Source organism: Deltaproteobacteria bacterium (assembly GCA_019308905.1).
Taxonomy (GTDB): domain Bacteria; phylum Desulfobacterota; class BSN033; order WVXP01; family WVXP01; genus JAFDHF01.
Genome location: JAFDHF010000048.1, coordinates 1 through 20,338, shown reverse-complemented (window position 1 = coordinate 20,338; position 20,338 = coordinate 1). Strand labels below are relative to the sequence as shown.

The 20,338-nt window shown below is 56.4% G+C and carries 14 protein-coding genes and 1 tRNA gene; 11 read left to right on the top strand and 4 right to left on the bottom strand.

Annotated elements, in window-relative coordinates:
- The first annotated feature begins 24 nt into the window (after nucleotides 1-24).
- The 5 genes from JRJ26_14655 to tkt all read left to right on the top strand — a co-directional run bounded on the left by JRJ26_14655 (nucleotide 25) and on the right by tkt (nucleotide 9,134).
- The gene (locus JRJ26_14655; protein MBW2058732.1) at nucleotides 25-2,061 is read left to right on the top strand and encodes a response regulator; all 2,037 of its coding nucleotides are present in this window, start codon (nucleotides 25-27) and stop codon (nucleotides 2,059-2,061) included.
- 233 nt (nucleotides 2,062-2,294) lie between these two features.
- Complete coding sequence (locus tag JRJ26_14650; GenBank protein MBW2058731.1) at nucleotides 2,295-4,949, top strand: valine--tRNA ligase; 2,655 nt, start codon at nucleotides 2,295-2,297, stop codon at nucleotides 4,947-4,949.
- A 278-nt stretch (nucleotides 4,950-5,227) separates the two neighbouring features.
- Complete coding sequence (gene gatC, locus JRJ26_14645; GenBank protein MBW2058730.1) at nucleotides 5,228-5,527, top strand: Asp-tRNA(Asn)/Glu-tRNA(Gln) amidotransferase subunit GatC; 300 nt, start codon at nucleotides 5,228-5,230, stop codon at nucleotides 5,525-5,527.
- Nucleotides 5,528-5,541: 14 nt separating this feature from the next.
- On the top strand, nucleotides 5,542-7,005 hold the full coding sequence (gene gatA / locus JRJ26_14640; GenBank protein ID MBW2058729.1) for an Asp-tRNA(Asn)/Glu-tRNA(Gln) amidotransferase subunit GatA: 1,464 nt from the start codon (nucleotides 5,542-5,544) through the stop codon (nucleotides 7,003-7,005).
- Nucleotides 7,006-7,124: 119 nt separating this feature from the next.
- Nucleotides 7,125-9,134 (top strand): transketolase, encoded by a 2,010-nt coding sequence (tkt, locus tag JRJ26_14635; protein ID MBW2058728.1) that lies wholly within the window; start codon nucleotides 7,125-7,127, stop codon nucleotides 9,132-9,134.
- 29 nt (nucleotides 9,135-9,163) lie between these two features.
- Here tkt and rnz read toward each other — a convergent pair whose 3' ends face one another.
- The gene (gene rnz, locus JRJ26_14630; GenBank protein ID MBW2058727.1) at nucleotides 9,164-10,093 is read right to left on the bottom strand and encodes a ribonuclease Z; all 930 of its coding nucleotides are present in this window, start codon (nucleotides 10,091-10,093) and stop codon (nucleotides 9,164-9,166) included.
- 589 nt (nucleotides 10,094-10,682) lie between these two features.
- On the opposite strand from rnz, the gene dnaA reads away from it, so the two are divergent.
- On the top strand, nucleotides 10,683-11,828 hold the full coding sequence (dnaA, locus tag JRJ26_14625; protein ID MBW2058726.1) for a chromosomal replication initiator protein DnaA: 1,146 nt from the start codon (nucleotides 10,683-10,685) through the stop codon (nucleotides 11,826-11,828).
- A gap of 114 nt (nucleotides 11,829-11,942) precedes the next feature.
- On the opposite strand, the gene JRJ26_14620 is transcribed toward dnaA, so the two are convergent.
- Nucleotides 11,943-12,173: a zinc ribbon domain-containing protein gene (locus tag JRJ26_14620; protein ID MBW2058725.1), complete on the bottom strand. Its 231-nt coding sequence runs from the start codon at nucleotides 12,171-12,173 to the stop codon at nucleotides 11,943-11,945.
- 39 nt (nucleotides 12,174-12,212) lie between these two features.
- Entirely contained in the window at nucleotides 12,213-13,211 is a 999-nt protein-coding gene (locus JRJ26_14615) for a hypothetical protein (protein ID MBW2058724.1), read from the bottom strand.
- A 445-nt stretch (nucleotides 13,212-13,656) separates the two neighbouring features.
- On the opposite strand from JRJ26_14615, the gene gap reads away from it, so the two are divergent.
- From gap to JRJ26_14590, 5 genes are all read left to right on the top strand, one after another.
- The gene (gene gap / locus JRJ26_14610) at nucleotides 13,657-14,655 is read left to right on the top strand and encodes a type I glyceraldehyde-3-phosphate dehydrogenase (GenBank protein ID MBW2058723.1); all 999 of its coding nucleotides are present in this window, start codon (nucleotides 13,657-13,659) and stop codon (nucleotides 14,653-14,655) included.
- A gap of 12 nt (nucleotides 14,656-14,667) precedes the next feature.
- Nucleotides 14,668-15,867, top strand: a complete 1,200-nt coding sequence (locus JRJ26_14605) for a phosphoglycerate kinase (GenBank protein ID MBW2058722.1) — start codon at nucleotides 14,668-14,670, stop codon at nucleotides 15,865-15,867.
- Between the two features lie 34 nt (nucleotides 15,868-15,901).
- Nucleotides 15,902-16,660: a triose-phosphate isomerase gene (locus JRJ26_14600; GenBank protein MBW2058721.1), complete on the top strand. Its 759-nt coding sequence runs from the start codon at nucleotides 15,902-15,904 to the stop codon at nucleotides 16,658-16,660.
- Between the two features lie 36 nt (nucleotides 16,661-16,696).
- Complete coding sequence (secG, locus tag JRJ26_14595) at nucleotides 16,697-17,017, top strand: preprotein translocase subunit SecG (protein ID MBW2058720.1); 321 nt, start codon at nucleotides 16,697-16,699, stop codon at nucleotides 17,015-17,017.
- A gap of 56 nt (nucleotides 17,018-17,073) precedes the next feature.
- Nucleotides 17,074-17,157 (top strand) — tRNA-Leu (locus JRJ26_14590).
- Between the two features lie 10 nt (nucleotides 17,158-17,167).
- Here the strand turns inward: JRJ26_14590 and JRJ26_14585 are convergent.
- Entirely contained in the window at nucleotides 17,168-19,813 is a 2,646-nt protein-coding gene (locus JRJ26_14585; protein MBW2058719.1) for a PAS domain S-box protein, read from the bottom strand.
- Nucleotides 19,814-20,338: the final 525 nt, after the last annotated feature.

Genomic DNA, 20,338 nt, shown 5'->3' with positions numbered 1-20,338 from the left:
TGACCTTGCGAAAGGAGGCCAAACATGCCAAGGGAACTTTTGATCGCCGATGCCAATATTTCGGCACAGGAGGAGTTTGAGAAGATCTTCGAAGGCATGGACTCCCAGCTGATATTTGCGGAAAACGGCGAAGATGCCCTTTTGAAAATCAAGCTCTACAAACCGGATCTCGTCATAGCAGATGTGACCATGCCCAATAAAGACGGGTTTGAGTTGTGCAAGATAGTCAAGTCGAACCCGGAGCTCAGGCGAATCCCCTTCGTTTTGCTGGCGGGGATCTTTGAAGATATCGGGAAGTCCGAACAGGAGAGGGTCGGTGCTGACGGAGTCATGACCAAGCCTCTTAAGAGTGAAGAGATTCTGCCTCTTGTGGAGGATCTTCTGAAGAGGGAACCGGTCTCTCTTGAGGTCGAGGAGAGCGAGAGAATCACAGGTGATGTTGATGACGGTCTTCCCGGCCTGGGAGAGGCACCGGTGGGTGAAGGGGCTGAGGGGGAAGAGCTGCCCGACTTGGAAGAGGTGGCCCTCACCGAAATTGGGGAAGAGGACGATCAGGAGGCGATCATCGACCTCACCGAGATAGTGGACGACGAGACGGCTGGTGGTGTCTCTCTCGAAGCAGGTGGAGTCGAGGAGCCCGCGGGGCAGACAGTGCAGGCCGAGGGGGGCTCGGAAGGGGAATCCCTGGACGAGATATCCCTTGAAGGGATAGATCTGGATGAACCGGGGGGGGAACCGGAACTCGAAGGGATCGAATCGGTCGAACAGGAGAAACAGCAGGGTGAGCAGGAATTGGCCGAGAAGCCCCCCGGGCCGGATTTGGGAGAGCTGGAGCGGGGAACGGCAGAAGTCGAGCATACGGATGAGAGGGCCGAAGAGACCCATGTCGATAAGGCTTCACAGACTGAGCTCGAAGAAGAGATAGATCGGCGAATCGATCTGGTTCTTGAGGAAGCGGCAGAAGAGGGTGAGGAGGACACCCTCCTGGAACTGGAAGAGGAAGGGCGGAAACCTGACTCCCTCGAGGAAACAGAAGACCTGGAATCCCTTGCCGAACAAATCGTCCAAGGGGGGACCGGGGAGGTTGGTTCGCAGGGTGAGGAATCTCTCCGGGAAGAAGTGGAGACCCTCATCGAGGAGGGTGTGCCTGGAGATAGGGACGGAGAGGTCGAGCCGGAGTTCACTGCTCAAGACGGAGGCATCGATGAACCCGGGCGAGAGGGGGAAGGGGCTTCCGAGCCGGTTTGGCTTGAAACCCCTGGGAAATCTGAAGGTTCGATCGCCGGGGATTCGGTGACGGATTCCGGTGACGTGGAAGAACTTGCCCTGGAGGATCTGGAAAGCCTGGGCGAGACCATGGAAGAGATAGAAGAACTCCCCGTCGACAAGGAGCTCGAAGAACTGCTCGGGGAGGGGGAAGGCGGAGCGTTTGAGGGAGTCGGCACTGAGGGTGACAGAGAGGGCGAGGAGGAGCCCGGGGCTTCGGAGTTGGCTGTCGGACTCGCAGAAGAGGATCGTCAAGAGGAAGGTGTTTTTCAGGAGAGATCCGATCTAGAAAGGCAGGAGGAGGGGGGATTTGACGAAGGTGGGGCCGAGACCGTGACAGAGATCCTCGTGACGGAAGGTGCGGGGGCGGAGACCCCAGAGGAGCTTGAAGAGCAGTTATTCGAAGAGGAACTGGAGGAAGAGGGGGGAGAGATCCTCGAAGAACCCCTGGAGGGGCCGGCCGCGTCCTTTGCCTCTCAAGGGCAACTGATCAAAGAGGATGTCACGGAAGAGGAAGTTGACGAGTTTCAGAGGCAGCTTTCATCGGATTTCGAGGATTCAGAACCCAAGGTCGCTCCGGTTGAGGGGAAGCCTGATGAACGGATCGAATCCTTGGTCCGAAGGACCGTTGAACAGATCTTCAGCGGGATCTCGGACAGGGTAATCCCGGAGTTGACCAAAAGCATTGTGCGGGTTGCTTCCGAGCGGATTGAAGAGGTGATTCAACAGGTGGTTCCGGAACTGGCGGAGAATGCCATCAAGAAGGAAATTGAGAGGCTGCAAAAGGAAGGTTAATCCTCCTTGCTTTGAAAAATCCATCCGCATGGCCCTGATCTGAGATTCCTTCTGAAGTCTATTTACCGACCCTCTGTCCGAAAAGCCTGCAGGTCAGATCTGATCATCTACCCCTCCGAAGGCTCCACCATGTCTCTGGACAAAGGCTCTCATACGCCCTGCAGGCGGCTGGAACCCATTGAGCCCAGGGCGGAAAAACGAAGTGGCCCTCCCGCTGTTAGAAAGGTCGACATATGGAGAAAAGAGATTTCAACTGGGAAAAGGGGTATGAATTCAAGGAAGTTGAGAAGCGGTGGTACGATTTCTGGCTGGAGAGGAACCTCTTCCATGCAGACGAAAATTCGGCCGATCCCCCGTACTCGATCGTGATTCCCCCTCCCAACGTGACGGGCTCGCTCCACATGGGGCACGCCCTCAACAATACCCTCCAGGACATCCTTGTGCGATTCCGGAGGATGCAGGGATACAATACGCTCTGGCTCCCCGGAATGGATCATGCTGGCATTGCCACACAGAACGTAGTTGAAAAGCAGCTGGCAAAGGAAGGCTTGGACCGGCACGCCCTTGGCAGAGAGAGGTTCGTGGAACGGGTATGGAAATGGAAGGAAGAGTATGGGGGAGTGATAATCGAACAGCTGAAGCGATTGGGAGCGTCTTGTGACTGGAGCAGAGAGCGTTTTACCATGGACGAAGGCCTATCCGAGGCTGTGAAGGAGGTCTTCGTCCGCCTCTATAAGGACGGTCTCATTTACAGGGACAAATATATCATCAACTGGTGCCCCCGGTGTCAGACGGCCCTGTCGGATCTGGAAGTCGAACACGAGGAGATCCCTGCAAAGCTCTACCACCTCGTCTACCCCTTCGAGGGGTTGGAAGGCGGTATCGTCGTGGTCACGACGCGGCCGGAGACCATCATGGGAGACACCGCTGTCGCCGTGAACCCCAATGATACCAGATACAGGGATGTGGTAGGCAAACGAGTCGTTCTCCCTGTGGTAAAGCGCCGGATCCCCATTATCGCCGACGGGTTTGTGGATCCGGAATTCGGTTCGGGGGCTCTCAAGATAACGCCTGCTCATGATCCCCACGACTTTGAGATAGGATTGAGACACGGCCTTGAGATGGTGAAGGTCATCGATGACGACGGGCGAATGAACAGGGAAGCAGGCCCGTACCGCGGGATGGACCGATTTGCCTGCCGGGAGAGGATCGTCGAAGACCTTGTGAGACAGGGAGTGCTCATCAAGACCGAGGACTACCATCACAGCGTGGGGCACTGCCAGCGCTGCAAGACCATCGTGGAACCTATGGTCTCCACTCAATGGTTCGTGAGGATTAGACCCTTGGCTGAAAAGGCCATACAAGCAGTACAACAGGGTAGGACCAGAATCATCCCTTCCATGTGGGAAAAGACCTATTTTGAATGGATGGAGAATATCAAGGACTGGTGCATTTCGCGCCAGATCTGGTGGGGACACCGAATCCCCGCGTGGTACTGCGATCAATGCGGTGGGATCACCGTCTCAAAGACGGCTCCTGCGTCCTGTAACGTCTGCGGGGGCAGCGGGTTTAGAGCTGAGACCGACGTGCTCGATACCTGGTTCAGTTCCGCCCTATGGCCCTTTTCAACCCTGGGATGGCCTCAAAGAACCAAAGCCCTTGAGGTCTTCTATCCTACCTCTACGCTGGTTACGGGATTCGACATCCTCTTTTTCTGGGTGGCCCGGATGATGATGATGGGTTTGAGGTTCATGGGGGACGTTCCATTCAGGGACGTATACATTCACGCCCTGGTTCGTGATTTCAAGGGCCAGAAGATGAGCAAATCCAAGGGAAACGTGGTCGATCCCCTGGTGATGATGGAACGGTATGGAACCGATGCGTTCCGTTTTACGCTGGCCGCCCTTGCAGCCCAGGGGAGGGATATCATCCTGGCAGAGGAGAGGATAGAGGGATACCGTCATTTTGCCAACAAGATCTGGAATGCGTCGCGTTTCTGCCTCATGAATCTGAAAGACTGGCAACCGTCCGGTGAGTTACCCATACCGGAGAGTATTTCCGACCGCTGGATCTTGAGCCGTCTCGATCGGGTGATCGGAGAAGAGGTAAGGGGGCTTGAGGAATACCGTTTCAACGATGCTGCCCAGAGAATCTACCGGTTTGTATGGCACGAGTTCTGCGACTGGTATCTCGAGATGATCAAGCCCGTTCTATATGGAGACTCCGTGGACGGCGAGAGGGAAAGGACCCGAACCGTTCTCTCCCATGTGCTCGAGGTGATTCTCAAACTCCTTCATCCCTTCATGCCTTTTATCACCGAGGAGATCTGGCAGCGTATGTTCTGGACCGAGGGGAGCATCATGGTGGCAGAATTCCCAAAGCCAGATGCGAGCCGGACAGACCCTGCCGCGGAGAGGGAGATAGGTTGGGTCAGAGAGGCTGTTTCTGCGATCCGTAACATGAGGGGTGAATTCCTGGTTCCCCCCTCAGAGAGGGTACGGGCCGTTGTGGTGCCCAGTACGGCCGAGGGAAAGGAACTGCTGGAACGCAACCGCGGGCTTGTCGAAAACCTCGCTCGCACGAGCGAACTGGAGATCACCCTTGAAAGAACTCCTCCCAGAAGGGCGCTTACCGCCGTGACGGGAAGCCTCGAGGTGTTCATGCCCCTGGACCGGATTCGCGTGATGGAGGAGAGGAGGAGGCTGGAAAAAGAAATAGAGAGGGTCGACAGGGATCTGATGTCGGTCCGAGGGAAGCTCTCCAACCGCGCCTTTCGTTCCAAGGCCCCCAGAGCGGTTGTAGACAAGGAGGAGGCAAAGGAGCAGGAACTGGGTAGGAGAAGAGAGAGGCTTGAGGAGGGGCTACGGAGGCTCGAAGATCTCGACTGATCCTTGGTACGAGGTGTGCGGGAGGTGCAATGCCCTCCGATGAGAAGTCGGAGGATTCTCTGACCGGTTGATCGACCGTTTTGGACAGAGAGTCAAGTGCGGGCCAGGTGGAATCACCGTCCCGGATATTGCTATCCTTGATGGATGCCGGGCCTGTAACCGGTGCCAAGGAGTTGGGCACGCGTTTTCGTGAAGGATGGGGTTTTCTTGGTTCCAGGAAGTATCATCTGAGTTCCGGTGGGCCAGGAGTGGGCTGGCTCATGATTGAGGCGGGGGAGATGGACAGGGACAGGATCTCAAGAGAAGAGGTGCGGTACTTGGCGGGGCTGGCGCGATTGAGGCTGTCAGAGGGAGAGACCGAAACGTTTGCGGTTCAGCTCAACAGGATTCTCTCCTACATGGAGAAACTGAACGAGCTCGATACCTCCCGTGTGGAGCCCATGTCCCATGTGGTCGGCATGTCGAATGCCTTCAGAGAGGATGCGGTCCAGGAGTCCTTTTCCCAGGAGGAAGCTTTGCAGAACGCCCCGGAAAGAGAGGGGGGGTTTTTCAAGGTTCCCAGGATCGTTAAGGGATGATGAGGAAAGATGCCATGGAACTCCGCGGACTCACTATCCATGCGCTCAGGGAGATGCTTGTCCGGAGAGAGGTTTCGTCCGTCGAGGTGGTTCAGGCCTTTTTCCGGCGGATCGAAAAGATCGATCCCCAGATTCATGCCTATTTGGTTGTTGCAAGAAAGGAGGCCCTTGAACAGGCCAGGAGGGCCGATGAGGCGATCGAGAGTGGAGGGGATCTCCCGGCTCTTTGCGGAGTCCCCCTCGCGATCAAGGACATTCTCTGTACCAGGGGTATAAGGACGACCTGCGGCTCAGCGATTCTTGCCGACTACATCCCGCCGTATGACGCCACGGTCGTTCAGAGACTGAAGGCCCAGGGAGCGGTGATTCTCGGAAAGGTAAACATGGATGAGTTTGCCATGGGGTCTTCCACGGAGAACTCTTGTTTCGGACCTACGAGGAATCCCTGGTCGCTGGAACGCGTGCCGGGGGGATCGAGTGGCGGGTGCGCAGCGGCCGTGGCTGCGGATACCTGCGCTGGCGCCATTGGATCGGACACGGGGGGTTCTATCCGGGAACCAGCTTCATTCTGCGGGGTTGTAGGACTGAAGCCGACATACGGAAGAGTTTCCAGGTATGGTCTCGTGGCATTCGCTTCATCCCTCGATCAGGTCGGCCCCATGACAAAGGATGTGGAAGATGCTGCCATCCTGCTGAAAGCGATCTGCGGGTTTGATCCCAGGGATTCCACGTCGGCAAAGGTTGAGGTCCCGGATTTCAGACGGTCCCTCGTAAGGGATGTGAAGGGGCTCCGCCTCGGTATCCCCAAGGAGTATTTCATAGAGGGGATGGACCCGGACGTTGAAAGGGTCCTTGACAAAACCATCGGACTTTTCGAGGAGCTGGGGGCGAGGTGCACCACCATTTCCCTTCCCCATACAGCCTATGCTCAGGCTGCTTACTACATCATCAGTACTGCTGAGGCCAGTTCGAATCTGGCCAGATACGATGGGGTGAAGTATGGCCACAGGTGTCAGGGGTATGGAGGGATCATCGACATGTACGAGAAGACCCGAACCGAGGGGTTTGGCGCGGAAGTCAAACGGAGGATCATGTTGGGAACCTATGCGCTCTCGGCGGGCTACTACGACGCATACTACAGAAAGGCGACACAGGTCAGGAGGCTGGTGAAGCAGGACTTCGACGATGCATTCGAAGTCGTGGACGTGATTCTGGCGCCCACCTGTCCGACGCCCGCCTTCCCTATCGGAGAGAAGACAGAAGACCCCCTCCAGATGTACCTGATGGATGTTTTTACGATCCCCGTCAATATGGCGGGCATCCCCGGCATTTCTATTCCCTGCGGTTTCAGCCGAGACAGGCTTCCCATCGGCCTTCAGCTCTTGGGGAGGAGCTTTGACGAGAAGACTCTTCTCCAAACCGCCTATACCTTTGAACAGGAGACAGGGGTCTACCTGGAGAGACCGCCCATTGATTGAATCGTCACCGACTCCATGACTACCTGCCTCTATGGCCAGGGGCATGATGGCCCTTTAGGGGAGCGGAGACCCGAGGGCTGAAGGGCCGGTTTCATATTCTTTTTGTTGAGGAGGAGAAAATGTCGGCTGAGAAGAATCTGGATGAACTATGCATCAATACCATCAGGACCCTTGCCATGGATGCCGTTGAGAAGGCAAAATCAGGACACCCGGGAACACCCATGGCCCTTGCTCCCGCCGCCTACGTGCTTTTTACGGAGTTCATGAGACACAACCCCGAAAACCCCCTGTGGCCTGACAGAGATCGATTCATACTCTCTGCCGGCCACGCGTCCATGCTCCTCTATAGCCTGCTCTTTCTGGCTGGGTATGATCTTTCCCTGGACGACCTCCGGAACTTCCGGCAGTGGGGGAGTAAGACGCCGGGGCACCCGGAGCACAGCCCCCGCGTGGGGATCGAGACTACCACAGGGCCTCTCGGCCAGGGTTTTGGCAACGGTGTGGGTATGGCTCTGGCAGAGAGGCATCTGGCAGCCCGCTTCAACCGGCCGGGCCATGAAATCGTGAGCCACTGGGTTTACGTCCTGTGCAGCGACGGCGATCTCATGGAGGGTCTGACTTCAGAAGCCGCCTCCCTGGCCGGCCATCTGGGACTTTCGAGGTTGGTTTACCTTTATGACGATAACAGCATTACCATCGAAGGAAAGACATCCCTGGCTTTCTCGGAGGATGTGGCAAAACGCTTCGAAGCCTATGGATGGCAGGTCCAGCACGTGGAGGACGGCAACGACCTCGATGCTATCCGGACTTCCCTCGAGGCCGCCAGGGATGATCAGGAACGGCCCTCTTTGATCATACTGAGAACCCACATCGCTTACGGGAGTCCGAACAAGCAAGACACGGCCGCTGCTCACGGAGCCCCTCTCGGGGCCGACGAGATACGCCTGACAAAAGAAAACCTTGGATGGCCCGCAGAGGAGGAGTTTTTCGTTCCCGATGAGGCCCTTCGACATTTCCGCCAGCGTGTCGGCGAGAGGAAACGTGCAGAAATTGATTGGCAGGAGGCTTTTTCCTCTTATAGCAGGGCCTTTCCGGATCTGGCTTCACAATGGCAACGTGTCATGGAGAGAAACCTCCCCCCGCAATGGGACCGGGACATCCCTGATTTCACGCCGGACCAGAGTCCTATGGCTACCCGGGTCGCCTCTGGAAGAGTTCTCAACAGCTTGGCGCCTCGTATTACCGAGTTGATAGGGGGATCGGCGGATCTGGCCCCCTCCAACAACACCTACCTCGAGGGCGAAGGCGACTTCGAAAGGGAGAGCTTCCAGAACCGGAATCTTCACTTCGGTATCCGGGAGCACGCCATGGGAGCGGTCCTTTCCGGCATGGCGCTCCACGGGGGGGTTCGACCTTTCGGAGGAACGTTCCTGGTCTTCTCAGACTATCTCAGGCCCTCCATAAGGCTTGCGTGTATGATGAGGCTTCCGGTCGTCTACGTCTTCACCCATGACAGCATCGGGGTTGGGGAGGACGGGCCCACCCACCAGCCCATCGAGCACCTCGCCTCCCTGAGGGCGATCCCGTTCATGACCACGATACGCCCAGCGGACGCCAATGAAACCGCCGTGGCCTGGCGTGTGGCTTTGGAACGGAGAAGCGGCCCGGTTGCCATCGTTCTTAGCCGCCAAGGGCTCCCCATCCTGGATCGTTCGGTTTACCCCCCTGCCGACGAACTTCGAAAGGGGGGCTACGTGTTGGGCCGGGAGAAGGGAGAACTGGAGGCCATCCTGATCGCGACCGGATCAGAGGTCTCCCTGGCCCTTGAAGCATGGAAGAGACTCTCCCATGAGGGACTCGGAGTGAGGATGGTTAACATGCCGAGCTGGGAGCTCTTTGAGGCCCAAGACGAGCATTACAGACAGGCCGTGCTGCCCCCTGAGATCAAGCCTCGCCTGGCTGTTGAGGCGGCCTCTCCGTTTGGCTGGGAGCGTTATGTGGGACTCGAAGGGGAGGTGATGGGCATAGACAGGTTCGGAGCTTCAGCACCCGGGAAAAGGGTGATGGAGGGATACGGCTTCACCGTAGAGAACATCATGGCCAGGATGAGGGCGATTGTGAGCAGATAGCAACCCGGCGTGGTGTTTGCCCTTGGGGTCTACCCGGCGCCTGTACCGTCACGGTGGAGTATCTCGATCTCCATGAGATCCTCGGCCACCATGGAAGAGGGGAAGATCTTGCGGGCCTCTCTGAGAATCCTTTTCTCTTGCCCGTGGTAGCGAGGCGATATGTGTGTCAGAATCAGGCGTCTTACCCGCGCCTTCGAGGCCAACTCTGCTGCCTCGGTTGTTGTAGAGTGCCCCCTGGCCTTCGCCTTGTCGAGATCCTGAGGCAGAAACATGGCGTCGTGGACGAGAAGATCCGCTCCAGAGGCCGCCCGTAATGTCTCTTTTGAGGGTCTTGAATCGACTGCGTAAACGACCTTGATCCCCGGCCGAGGTTCTCCAAGAACCTCCCATGGGTGAACCTTCCTTCCCCCTTCAAGTTCAACGGTTTGACCCGCTTGGAGTCTCCCCCAAAGGGGCCCCCGGGGTACCCGGAGTCTAAGCGCCTCTTGCACACGAAACCTTCCAGGTCGCTCATTCTCCTCGAAACAATAGCCCAACGTCAGGACGGTGTGGTCCAGGGGGAATGCATGAATCCGGTACTTAGGTGAGACAAGAGCCGGTCCGGACTTGATCTCTCTTACGGCGATCTCAAAGGAGGGTCTGAAATTGAGGTCTTCACAGACATGGCGGATCCAACGGGCCAGACCGATCGGGCCGATCAGTTCCAGGAGCCGGGAACGGCTGCTCTGGGTCATTGTCATCAGAAGACCCGGAAGCCCCAGGACATGATCGCCGTGAAGGTGGGAGATCAGAATCGCCTGGATCGACGCGATGCCGAGACCGGTCTTGAAGATCTGGGTTTGGACCCCTTCGCCGCAATCGAAGAGAAGTACATCTCCTTCCCATCGCATGGCCACGGCGGGATGCTTGCGCTTGGCAGTGGGGATCGTTCCCCCTGTTCCCAAGAAGACAACTTTCATGCGGAGTTTATAGCAGTTTTTGAGGGATTTTGAAATAGGGAATCTCTCTGTTTTCGGAACAGTAGGGCCCATCCGTAGAGAAATCCGTCAAATAGAGCAAAAAAAGAAGAAAATGAGAGAAAACAGGAGAGCACCTCTTGTGGAAAAGGATGTTAACAACAGTGGATTGATCAAACAACAGGCCGAAAGGATTTGGCAAAGCCGATTTTTTCTGGAAGCCCTTGTTCCCCTATCGGCCCGGGCCTGTCCCCCTTGGGGAGGCTCTTTGGCAAAAGGAATGGAGGTGTGGAAAAACCGAGAGCCGCGGTGGAAGAGATTCCCAAAAACCGGGTTTGACATGGTTCCGGCCTCCCCATATAGAGATGGTGAGAAGCTGTTCTACCCTTCTCCTCACGCCCCCGACTCGACAAGGGGGAGGAGTAACCGATTCACAGTGGTTGTCCGCCTTCTGAAGGAATCAACGGAGCGAACCATGAGTAAGCCTTGGGAGACCAAGACAGCAAACAGCCGGGGTGCCTGCTCCCCTGGGAAAGGGGACTTTGGGTTCCGTGGAGTCAGGTCCGCTGAACTCCCGAGAGGAGAGAGAGGGGTGGGGAAACTCTACCGGATTTCCAGCCCACTCAAGTCCGAGGCCAATTCCAGAAGCAGGAGAAAACGTGCGCTAGCGGGACAGATGACGCTCCCGGGGCTGGGTCCTTCCAATCCCTTTCCCATTGGCAATCAGCGGTTTACCTTTGACCGGTTCGTGGTCGGCCCCTGCAACAGGTTTGCCTACCAGGCGGCACGGGCGGTTGCCACGCAGGGCCGGAGCAACTACAGTCCTCTCTACCTTTATGGAGAAAGCGGCCTGGGCAAGAGTCATCTCTCCGGAGCCATTGGTAATTTTATTCGTTCCAACGAGCCCGACACTCGAATAGTCTATGTGACCGCAGAAGAATTCGTCAACGAGATGATATCGGCGATCCGGAGAAACGAGATGTGGGAATTCAAGGAAAAGTACAGGAAACGCTGTGATATTCTTTTCATCGACGGAGTTCATTTCTTCAGTGGAAAGGAGAAGACCCAGGCCGAGGTTTGCCATACGCTCGACCATCTGTACAACTCGGGCAAGAAGGTGGTTGTCACAGGTGCCGTCTCTCCCCACGAGTTGGGTTACATGACAGAGGGTCTCAGGTCTCGCCTGGGGAGCGGCTTGGTTGTCGATATCCAGCCTCCGGACTTTGAAACGCGGAAGAGGATTCTCCGCCACAAGGCGGCCTTTGATGGAGTGGTTCTCCCCGATGAGGTTGTGGAATTTCTGGCCTCCCGCATATCCGGCAGCATTCGTAGACTCGAGGGGTTGTTGATCAATCTCATGGCCAAATCTTCTCTCCTGTTTCGCCCCATCAATCTCGAACTCGCCCAGGAGGTGACGGGTTCTTTCCAGGTGGCCGAGAACAGGCAGATCACCATCGAGTCGATCCAGAAACTCGTGGCCCACCAGTATCACCTCGAGGTGGAGCAGCTCGTCTCTCCTTCCAGAAGGAAGAGCATCTGCCACCCAAGGCAGCTCGCCATGTACCTGTCCCGGAAGTTCACGACCCAGTCTCTGGAGGCCATTGGAAAGGCCTTCTGCAGGGACCATGCCTCTGTGATCCACTCGATCGGAGTCGTGGAAAGGGAGATCCAGGAGAAACCCAAGATCAACCGGGAGCTTGAGTTTCTCGTGGAGAAGCTGAGGCGTCGGGAGAATTGAAACCGGAACAAGAGAACGGGGATGTGCCCCTCTCAGGGGGAGGGGAAGGTGGAGTCGGCATGCCTGGGAATCTGTAATCGAAAAGTCAGGAAGCCCCGGGACCAAGGCCACAGATCAGTGCTTGACGCCACAGGACGCACAGCCCGCCGGAGACGGTGCGCACGAGCTGCAGGGCGAACTCGCGGTGCTTTTGAAGTTGCCTCCCACGGAAAAGGCACAAACCGACATGATACGACTCACCTGACGGGCATCGCACCCGGGACAGGTCGGTTCTTGAGAGTTGGGGAGAACGAGCTTCTCGAATTCCTTCCCGCATTTTTCGCAACGATACTCGTATATGGGCATGGGTTACTCCTTTCAAAAGGGCGAGATCGATTGAAGGTGTCATTTCTGGGATGTCTGCAGTCGTTGAGCCGTTTGATTGGCCCGTAGAGCCATCCCCTTGTTCTGTTCAGCGAGGCTTTCCAGCGCGATTTCACGGCAGACCGCAACGGCCTGATTGAGATAGGTCCGTTTCCCCTTGAATCTGCGATCCACGGAAGAGAGTCTACCGAAATACCAGAGAGCACTCTGGTAGTTGTTGTTGTAGTATGCATCCAATCCCTTTGCATACTTGTAGAGGAATTCCAGCTTCTCATCCTCCAGGGCGAGCCTCTTCGCCTTTTCTAGGATGCGGGCAGCCATATCGTAGTATCCACTCTCCAGATAGCTCAAAGCCGCGATCCGGTGAGCCTGTATGGGCCCCTTGCCGAACATGGAAGCGAAAATCTTCTCCAGGCGTCTCCTTCCGTATACCTTGTCAAAGAGCTTCCTGTTGGTGATCAGATACCGGACAAGGAGCTCATTCTCTCCGTATCCCTCCATGAGTTCGGCCAGTTGATCCAGAGTGTCATCGAAAAGTGCACCTATGTCTGCGATACCGTCCCGGACGCCCTGTTCCGCCCTCATAACGGTCCTCTCGAGCCGTTCCAAAAGGACTTTCCTGTTCAGGGGCTTCTCCATTCGGATGTCACGGTGCTTGGGACGGTAGATCTCGACTTGGTAAAGGTTTTCCCGGAGTTTCATGGCTTCGTGGAAGATAGACCCTACCGCAAGGTCGAAGAGCCTCTCCCCATCGCGACAGGAGGGGACCTTGTTGTTCCGGAAGAGAGCGTGGCAGTTGCCTTTCAGACGGAAAAGAATACTGTCCCCCTTGTCGTCGATCAGGGTCTCGATATGATGAAAACGGAGTTCTCCTTTCCGGTAGAGGGCCCTTATCTCCCTGTAGGTCACGGCAGCCTGGAGAAAATCGCCGACGATCTCGACGTTCTGTTGTTTCTTTCTCCGATCTAGTGCTCTGGTTTTGTTGGGATTCATACACAGAAAAAATATGATTCCCTCCATTCTTTGTCAACCGAGACTTATCAGAGGGGTTCCCCCATTTCTCGGAAGACATGTCCTGGGGTGTCTTGGTTTCTAAGGATATTTCTTGATTCTCAAGGGGAAACCCCTTGTTCCCAGGCTCCTGAGCTCACGCGGTGACTCTCTCGAGTCTCGCGGGTGGGCAGTTCCTGCCCCTTCCCCACGAACACGACCCACGAGTCACGAACACGACCCACGAACACGAATCACGAATCACGAACACGACCCACGAACACGAATCACGAACACGAATCACGAACACGAATCACGAACACGACCCACGAATCTCGGTCAGGGATAGCCGTCTTCTCCCAATGCCGGCAAACTCGAAAAAAGAGTTGACTCAGGAGGCGCTATCCAGATAGATTTAGGTAGTTCAGATCCCAAGCACACGGCAAAAGATAGGGCAAGAGGGGAGGAAGGGAATATGACAGTCAGGGTCGGTATCAATGGTTTCGGAAGAATAGGGCGCCTCGTTTTCCGAGCAGCGGCAGCCAGTAGAGACTTGGAGATCATCGCGGTCAACGATCTGACCGATGCAGAGACCCTCGGCCATCTGCTCAAGTACGATTCGACCTACGGACATTATCAAGGCAAGATTGAGACCAAGGGAGGGGCCATCGTAGTGGACGGACACGAGGTCAAGGTCCTGGCCGTCAGAGAGCCGAAGAAGCTGCCCTGGAAGGACCTTGGAGTGGAGGTAGTCTTGGAGAGTACGGGACGCTTCCGGGACAGGGAGAGTGCTTCCAAGCATCTCGAGGCAGGGGCGAAGAAGGTTGTAATCTCGGCCCCGGCCAAGGATCCGGACAAGACATTGGTCTTGGGGGTCAACGAAAAGGAGTATGACCGCGAGGCACATCACATTCTATCCATGGGGTCCTGTACGACCAACTGCCTGGCGCCCATCGCCAAAGTGCTCAATGACGAGTTCGGCATCGAGCATGGGCTTATGACGACGGCCCATGCCTACACCAACGACCAGGTGATCCTCGATTTCCCCCACAAAGACCTGCGTAGGGCCAGGGCTGCGGGTCTATCCATGATTCCTACGACAACCGGAGCCGCGGTTGCAATCTCCCTTGTCATCCCGGAACTCAAGGGCAGGCTCGACGGAATGGCGATACGCGTGCCCACTCCCACGGTCTCGGTTGTAGACCTGGTCTGCAGCCTCAAGACCTCTGTTACGGTCGATTCTGTAAACGGGGCTTTCAGGAAATACGCCGACGGGTCGATGAAGGGGATTCTCGCGGTCAGCGACGAACCCCTCGTCTCGAGGGACTACACCGGAAGTACTTACTCATCCATTGTGGATGCCCTCTCCACGAAGGTGGTGGGGGGAAATCTCGTCAAGGTGATCTCGTGGTACGACAACGAGTGGGGCTTCTCGACCCGGATGGCCGAGTTTCTGGCCTACATCTCGATGTGATGGGAGAGAAGAATGGATGGGACCATCAAGTTCATCGATCAGATCGACCTGCAGGGGAAGCGGGTCTTCATCAGGGTGGATTTCAACGTCCCCTTGAAGGAACGCGAGGTGTCGGATGATACCCGTATCCTTGCAGCTCTTCCCACTATCCGATATGCTCTGGACAACGGTGCGGCCCTTCTGGTGCTGGCCTCACACCTAGGGAGACCCAAGGGGAAGCGGGATCCCGGATTGAGCCTCCTTCCCGTAAGCAGGCGGCTTTCCAAGCTTCTCGGTGAGGACGTGATCCAAGGGGAAGACTGTGTGGGAGAGAGGGTGGAAAGGCAGATCGAGGCGATGGGGGAGCGTCGGGTGATCCTCCTGGAAAACCTGAGGTTTCACCCGGAGGAGGAGGCAAACGATGAGACCTTTGCCAGGGCTCTGGCTTCTCTGGCAGAGGTATACATAAACGACGCCTTCGGAGCCGCCCATCGGGCCCACGCTTCCACGGTGGGCATGGTGCGCTATTTCGGCACAAAGGGTGCCGGGTTCTTGATGAAGAGGGAGATCGAGTATCTCGAGCGGGTCCTCGTGTCTCCCGAGGCGCCCTTTGTAGCCGTTCTCGGGGGGGCGAAAGTTTCTGACAAGATCGGGGTAATCCAAAATCTTCTGGGCAGGGCCTCCGTCTTTCTGATAGGCGGGGCTATGGCGTATACTTTTATCCGGGCGGGAGGCGGAAAAACAGGAAGATCGAAGGTGGAGGATGAGAGAATCGAGCTGGCCCGTGAGACTCTTGCAGAGTCCAAAGCCAGAGGCGCCACACTGCTTCTGCCGGTCGATCATGTCGTGGCTGAAAGGATAGATCCCCAGGCGAAGTGGAAGGTGGTCGCCACAGAGGATTTTCCTCCAGACTGGATAGGGGTCGACATCGGCCCTGAGACGGTACGGCTGTACTCGGAAAAGATCGAAACGGCCAGGACCATTGTCTGGAACGGTCCTATGGGTATCTTTGAGATGGAACCCTTCAGCCGCGGGACCCGTGGCATTGCGGAGGCGGTCGCCCGGTCCAAAGCTCTGAGTTTAGTCGGCGGAGGGGATAGTGTAGCGGCGGTGAAGATGATGGGGCTGTCTCAAGGGATAAGTCACATTTCGACAGGAGGAGGGGCCTCCCTGGAGTTTCTCGAGGGGAAGAGGTTGCCGGGGATCGAGGCACTGAGGGATGTCTCACCATGACCGGATCGGTGAGGTAGGACGGGGGATCAGCCTTATGCGGAAGCCAATTGTGGTGGGAAACTGGAAGATGAACAAGACGGTCCAGGAGGCCGTGAACCTGGTACAGGAGTTAAAACGGCTGATAGGTGAGAGAGATGACGTGGACCTCGCCGTGGCCCCTCCCTTTACCGCCCTTCTACCGGTGGGTCGTGAGATTCAGGGAACCTGTATCTCCCTTTCGGCTCAGGACGTCTTTTGGGAAAAGGAAGGGGCCTTCACGGGTGAGGTTTCCGTGACCATGTTGAGGGATGTGGGTTGTCGGTACGTCATACTGGGGCACTCCGAGCGCCGCCTGTACTTCTGCGAGACCGACGAGTCGGTGAACAGGAAGATCCGGGCCGCTTTGGCGGGGGGACTGGAACCGATCGTGTGTGTGGGCGAATCCCTTGAGCAGAGGGAATCCGGGAGAGCCTCCTCGGTCGTCGAGGGTCAGGTCAGGGCCTGTCTTGAGGGGATACCTCAAGAGAGCATGCCTGCCGTTGTGCTGGCCTATGAGCCTGTATGGGCAATCGGTACAGGCAAGACGGCCACCGCGCAGCAGGCTGAGGAGATGCATGGCCGGATCAGATCCGTTCTCCGGGAGATGTTCGGCGAGAAGACGGCCGAGAGCACCAGAATCCAGTACGGCGGCAGTGTGAAACCGGAAAACATAGCAGAACTCATGGAGCAGCCCGATATCGACGGTGCCCTCGTCGGCGGGGCGAGTCTCGAGGCGGATTCCTTTTCAAGAATTGTTAAATTCGAAAAAAAGTGATAAACTCAGGGGGAGATTTGGAGAGGAGAGCTTCGGATGTTCCCTTCTTTTGTCCTCATTGTCCACATAATTGTCTGTTTGGCCCTCATCCTGATCATTCTCCTTCAATCGGGGAAGGGCGCCGAGATGGGGGCGGCTTTCGGGGGTTCGAGCCAGACTCTGTTCGGGAGCCCGGGTGCGGCGGGGTTTCTCACCAAGATCACGACAGTGGCTGCGGTCGTGTTCATGCTGACATCCCTTCTGCTTGCCTTTTGGTCCATTCCCCAAAGGGTGAAGCTGACCCCCACCAGACAGCCGGTCTCCGAGGAGAGGGCTCCGGCTAAGGGGGAAACGACTCCGGCGAGGACGCCCGAGTGACGGCGGCCTTGCCTGCCGGGACAAACGGGAAAGGCTCACAGGGAAGAACGTGAAGAGCCGAAGTGGTGGAACTGGTAGACACGCCATCTTGAGGGGGTGGTGGGCGACAGCCTGTGGGGGTTCGAGTCCCCCCTTCGGCATTACGAACCATCAGGAAGCCGCCTGTTTCTTGAGCTCCATGCCGTTCGTCACCAATCTTCGGATGTCGTTGATCCTGAAGGGTTTTGCGATGAAGAGGTCAACCCCCGCGTTTCGCATCTTGTGAGGGTCGACATCGAGGCCCCAGCCTGTGATAATGGCGACGGGGGTCGCGGGATTGAGTTCCTTGATCTCTTTGGCAAGCTGCCAGCCCGACATTCCCGGCATTCCGAGATCGGTGAGGACCATGTCGAATCGGTTGGTTTTGAAGGCCTCTAGCCCCTGTTTCCCGCTTTCCGCTATGGTCACCCTGTGACCTTCTTGGGAGAGGATTTCGCGAAGGCTGTTGCGAATCTCGGGTTCGTCATCGATGACGAGAATGGCGGCCTTCTTCCCCCCACTCGGGACCTCTTCTTGGATGTTCTTTGGCTGGAATTTTTCTGCAATTGGAAGCTTCACGCAGAATGCCGCCCCTTTTGTTCTCCCGTTGGCGACGAATATTTCTCCCCCGTGGCGCTCCACGATCCTGTAAGAGACACTGAGGCCAAGGCCGCTGCTTTTGGGACCCTTGGTAGTGAAAAAGGGATCGAATATTTTTTTTCTTGTGGCCTTTGTGAGCCCTATCCCGGTGTCTGTCACCCAGATGCTGGTGAAATGACCGTCGGTTTCCGTTCTTATGGTCAATTCTCCGCCTCCGGGCATGGCGTCGAATGCGTTGATCACGAGATTGATCAGAACCTCCCGGAGTTCAGACGGAATACCGGCGACCGGCCGGTTGGCTTTCAGTTCTTGTTTGATGGTGTATTTTATTCCCTTCGATTCAGCCTCGTCTTTCCACCGGGGACGGGTAAGCTCAATCACTTCTTTAACGAGTTGGTTGAGTCTCACTTGGACAAAATCCCTCTCAGGCTTTGTCCGGGTGAACTCCTGAATCCTGCGGACCGTCTCGGCCGCGTCGGTGGCAGCCCGATCGATGACCTCAAGGCCGTTGAGAAGGTGTTTCGTGGAACTCCTCCTCTCCTTCCTCCCATGGGTGGTGAGGTAGAGTTTCATGAGTTCGGCCCTACCGAGGATAGCGGCCAGGAAGTTGTTGAAATCATGGGCAACGCCACCGGCCATCTCTCCCAGAGCCTTGAGTTTCTCGGCTTGGACGAACCTGTCTTCCATCTCCTTTCTTTCGGTAATATCGTGACCGATCGCAATGGTACCGAGGGTCTTGCCGGCAGAGTCGAGGATAGGCTTGTTGGACCAGGAAACCCACACTTTCCGGCCGTCCTTTGTGATATTCACATTCTCATTGACCTGATACTTAGCCGGATTTCTGGGGATGTCCAGGATCATCTCTTTCAGCTCAGGGGGCACTATGGTGCCTACCACGTTCCTGCCCATAATCTCACTTGCCGTGAATCCGAAAAACCTCTGGGCATATTCATTGAAGAACGTTATGTTGCCTTCCAGGTCCATTTTGATGATGATGCTGTTTGCGTGTTCCACCAGCTCCCTGTACTTCTGTTCAGATTCGATGAGAGCCTTCTCGGCCTCGACTCTTTCGGTGATATCGATGGCCATTTCGTACCGAACCATCCGGCCGTCCGGCCAGCGGATAGCCCTGTCGATGCACCGGTAGTGGCGGCCGTTCTTCCGGTTTTTGAACTCCGAGATGTAGGACTTTCCGAGATTCTCACCGAAGATCCTGTTGTTGGTACAGAAGTCACACGGCCGGGTCTTGCCGTGAAGAGCCCGGAAGCACTTCCTTCCCACGATTCCATGTCCGAATCTGTTCATCGCCGCCTTGTTTGCGAAGAGCAGCTCGTATGAGTTGGGATCCGATACGTAGATGATCTCGTCGATGCTGTCGAGGATGGACAGGAACTGGCGTCTCTCGGCATCGAGGGCATCCTCCATGTGCTTCCGGTCCGTGATATCACGTCCGGTTGCCAGGACCGCAGAGACATTTCCATAGTGATCGAATATGGGGCTCAGGGTCATGGAGAACCAGAGGGTTTTCCCACCCCAAGACAGGGAACTCTCATAGTCGACTGGCTGGGCCTTCTCAAAGACCCCTGCGCTCTTCTCCCAGAGCACATCTGCCACGTGGGACGGGAGTAGTTCGTCCACCCTCCGGCCGATCAGCTCGGAAGGATCTGTATCGTTCTTTTCTTTTCCCCAGAAAAAGGAGAGACATTTGCCCTCGCGATCGACAACGAAGATGAGGTCCTGCATGGCCTGGAGGATCGCCTGTAGATGCTGTTTGGACTGGCTCAAGGCCTCTTCTGTTTTCTTCCTGTTGCTGATGTCCCTGGTAATCTCAACGACGGAATAGACGGAACCGTCCTCGTCGAACATGGGGGAGGAGGTAATCTCCCAGGTTATTCCGCCGGGGTTCCCGATTTCAGCGGTGTGGATCTTCCCGTCTTCGAAGGTCTTCACCGCAGGGCACCAGCTGCACGTTTGCCTCATGCCGTGATACACCCAGTGGCAGGCCTGCCCGATGATCGCCTGGCCGAAAAGCCTCTTCATTATAGAGTTGGTGTAAGAGATTCTCAGGTCGCGGGTGATGACGGATATTCCGTCCCCGATGCCCTCGAAGATCGCTCTCAGCTTGTCCCTTTCCTCCTTGACTGTCCTCTCGAGATGCTTTTTCTGAGAGAGTTCCACGTGAGTCCCCCCGAGTTTTCGACAAGTCACAGAGGCGCCTGCAAATCGGATACCATAACTAGTCTCCCGGTACGGCCCTTGTGGACGGAATCCGTACCCCATGGCGGATATTGTGGCGATAGGACTTTGACATCTCTCGTCAAGGCATTGACAATAAGAGGAAAAGAGTCAAGGATTGATCACCCCTTGTTCTGACAGGAGGTTGCCGGGGAATCCGGGCTTTGATTCCTCCTGTGGAGATCGAACTCGAAGGAAGGCGTCCGACCCGAGAGACCCGGTTCTCCAGAAAGGGGAGCCAGAGGACCCTGGAGCAGCAAGGGGTTCCCCTTGAGAATCGAGAAACATCCTCGAGAATCAAGAGACCTCGAAGGAAGTGTGCCAAAGGACGGGAGAACTCCTTTGATGCAACGAGTTGACAAAGGGCGGGTTTTCACATATCCTGCTCAGCGAGGCTCCAAAGTCGCGGTGGCCTTTGGTTCCCAGGGATTGGGGAGAGATCGCCTTCGGATAGCCGAAGGGGGTTTA

Bases quoted from the DNA above. Each gene is read 5' to 3' on its own strand.
- tkt (MBW2058728.1), top strand. From the start codon at position 7,125: ATGTCGGCTGAGAAGAATCTGGATGAACTATGCATCAATACCATCAGG.
- secG (MBW2058720.1), top strand. From the start codon at position 16,697: ATGTTCCCTTCTTTTGTCCTCATTGTCCACATAATTGTCTGTTTGGCC.
- gatA (MBW2058729.1), top strand. From the start codon at position 5,542: ATGGAACTCCGCGGACTCACTATCCATGCGCTCAGGGAGATGCTTGTC.
- rnz (MBW2058727.1), bottom strand. From the start codon at position 10,093: ATGAAAGTTGTCTTCTTGGGAACAGGGGGAACGATCCCCACTGCCAAG.
- JRJ26_14605 (MBW2058722.1), top strand. From the start codon at position 14,668: ATGGATGGGACCATCAAGTTCATCGATCAGATCGACCTGCAGGGGAAG.
- gatC (MBW2058730.1), top strand. From the start codon at position 5,228: ATGGACAGGGACAGGATCTCAAGAGAAGAGGTGCGGTACTTGGCGGGG.
- JRJ26_14655 (MBW2058732.1), top strand. From the start codon at position 25: ATGCCAAGGGAACTTTTGATCGCCGATGCCAATATTTCGGCACAGGAG.
- gap (MBW2058723.1), top strand. From the start codon at position 13,657: ATGACAGTCAGGGTCGGTATCAATGGTTTCGGAAGAATAGGGCGCCTC.
- JRJ26_14615 (MBW2058724.1), bottom strand. From the start codon at position 13,211: ATGGAGGGAATCATATTTTTTCTGTGTATGAATCCCAACAAAACCAGA.
- JRJ26_14620 (MBW2058725.1), bottom strand. From the start codon at position 12,173: ATGCCCATATACGAGTATCGTTGCGAAAAATGCGGGAAGGAATTCGAG.
- JRJ26_14650 (MBW2058731.1), top strand. From the start codon at position 2,295: ATGGAGAAAAGAGATTTCAACTGGGAAAAGGGGTATGAATTCAAGGAA.
- JRJ26_14600 (MBW2058721.1), top strand. From the start codon at position 15,902: ATGCGGAAGCCAATTGTGGTGGGAAACTGGAAGATGAACAAGACGGTC.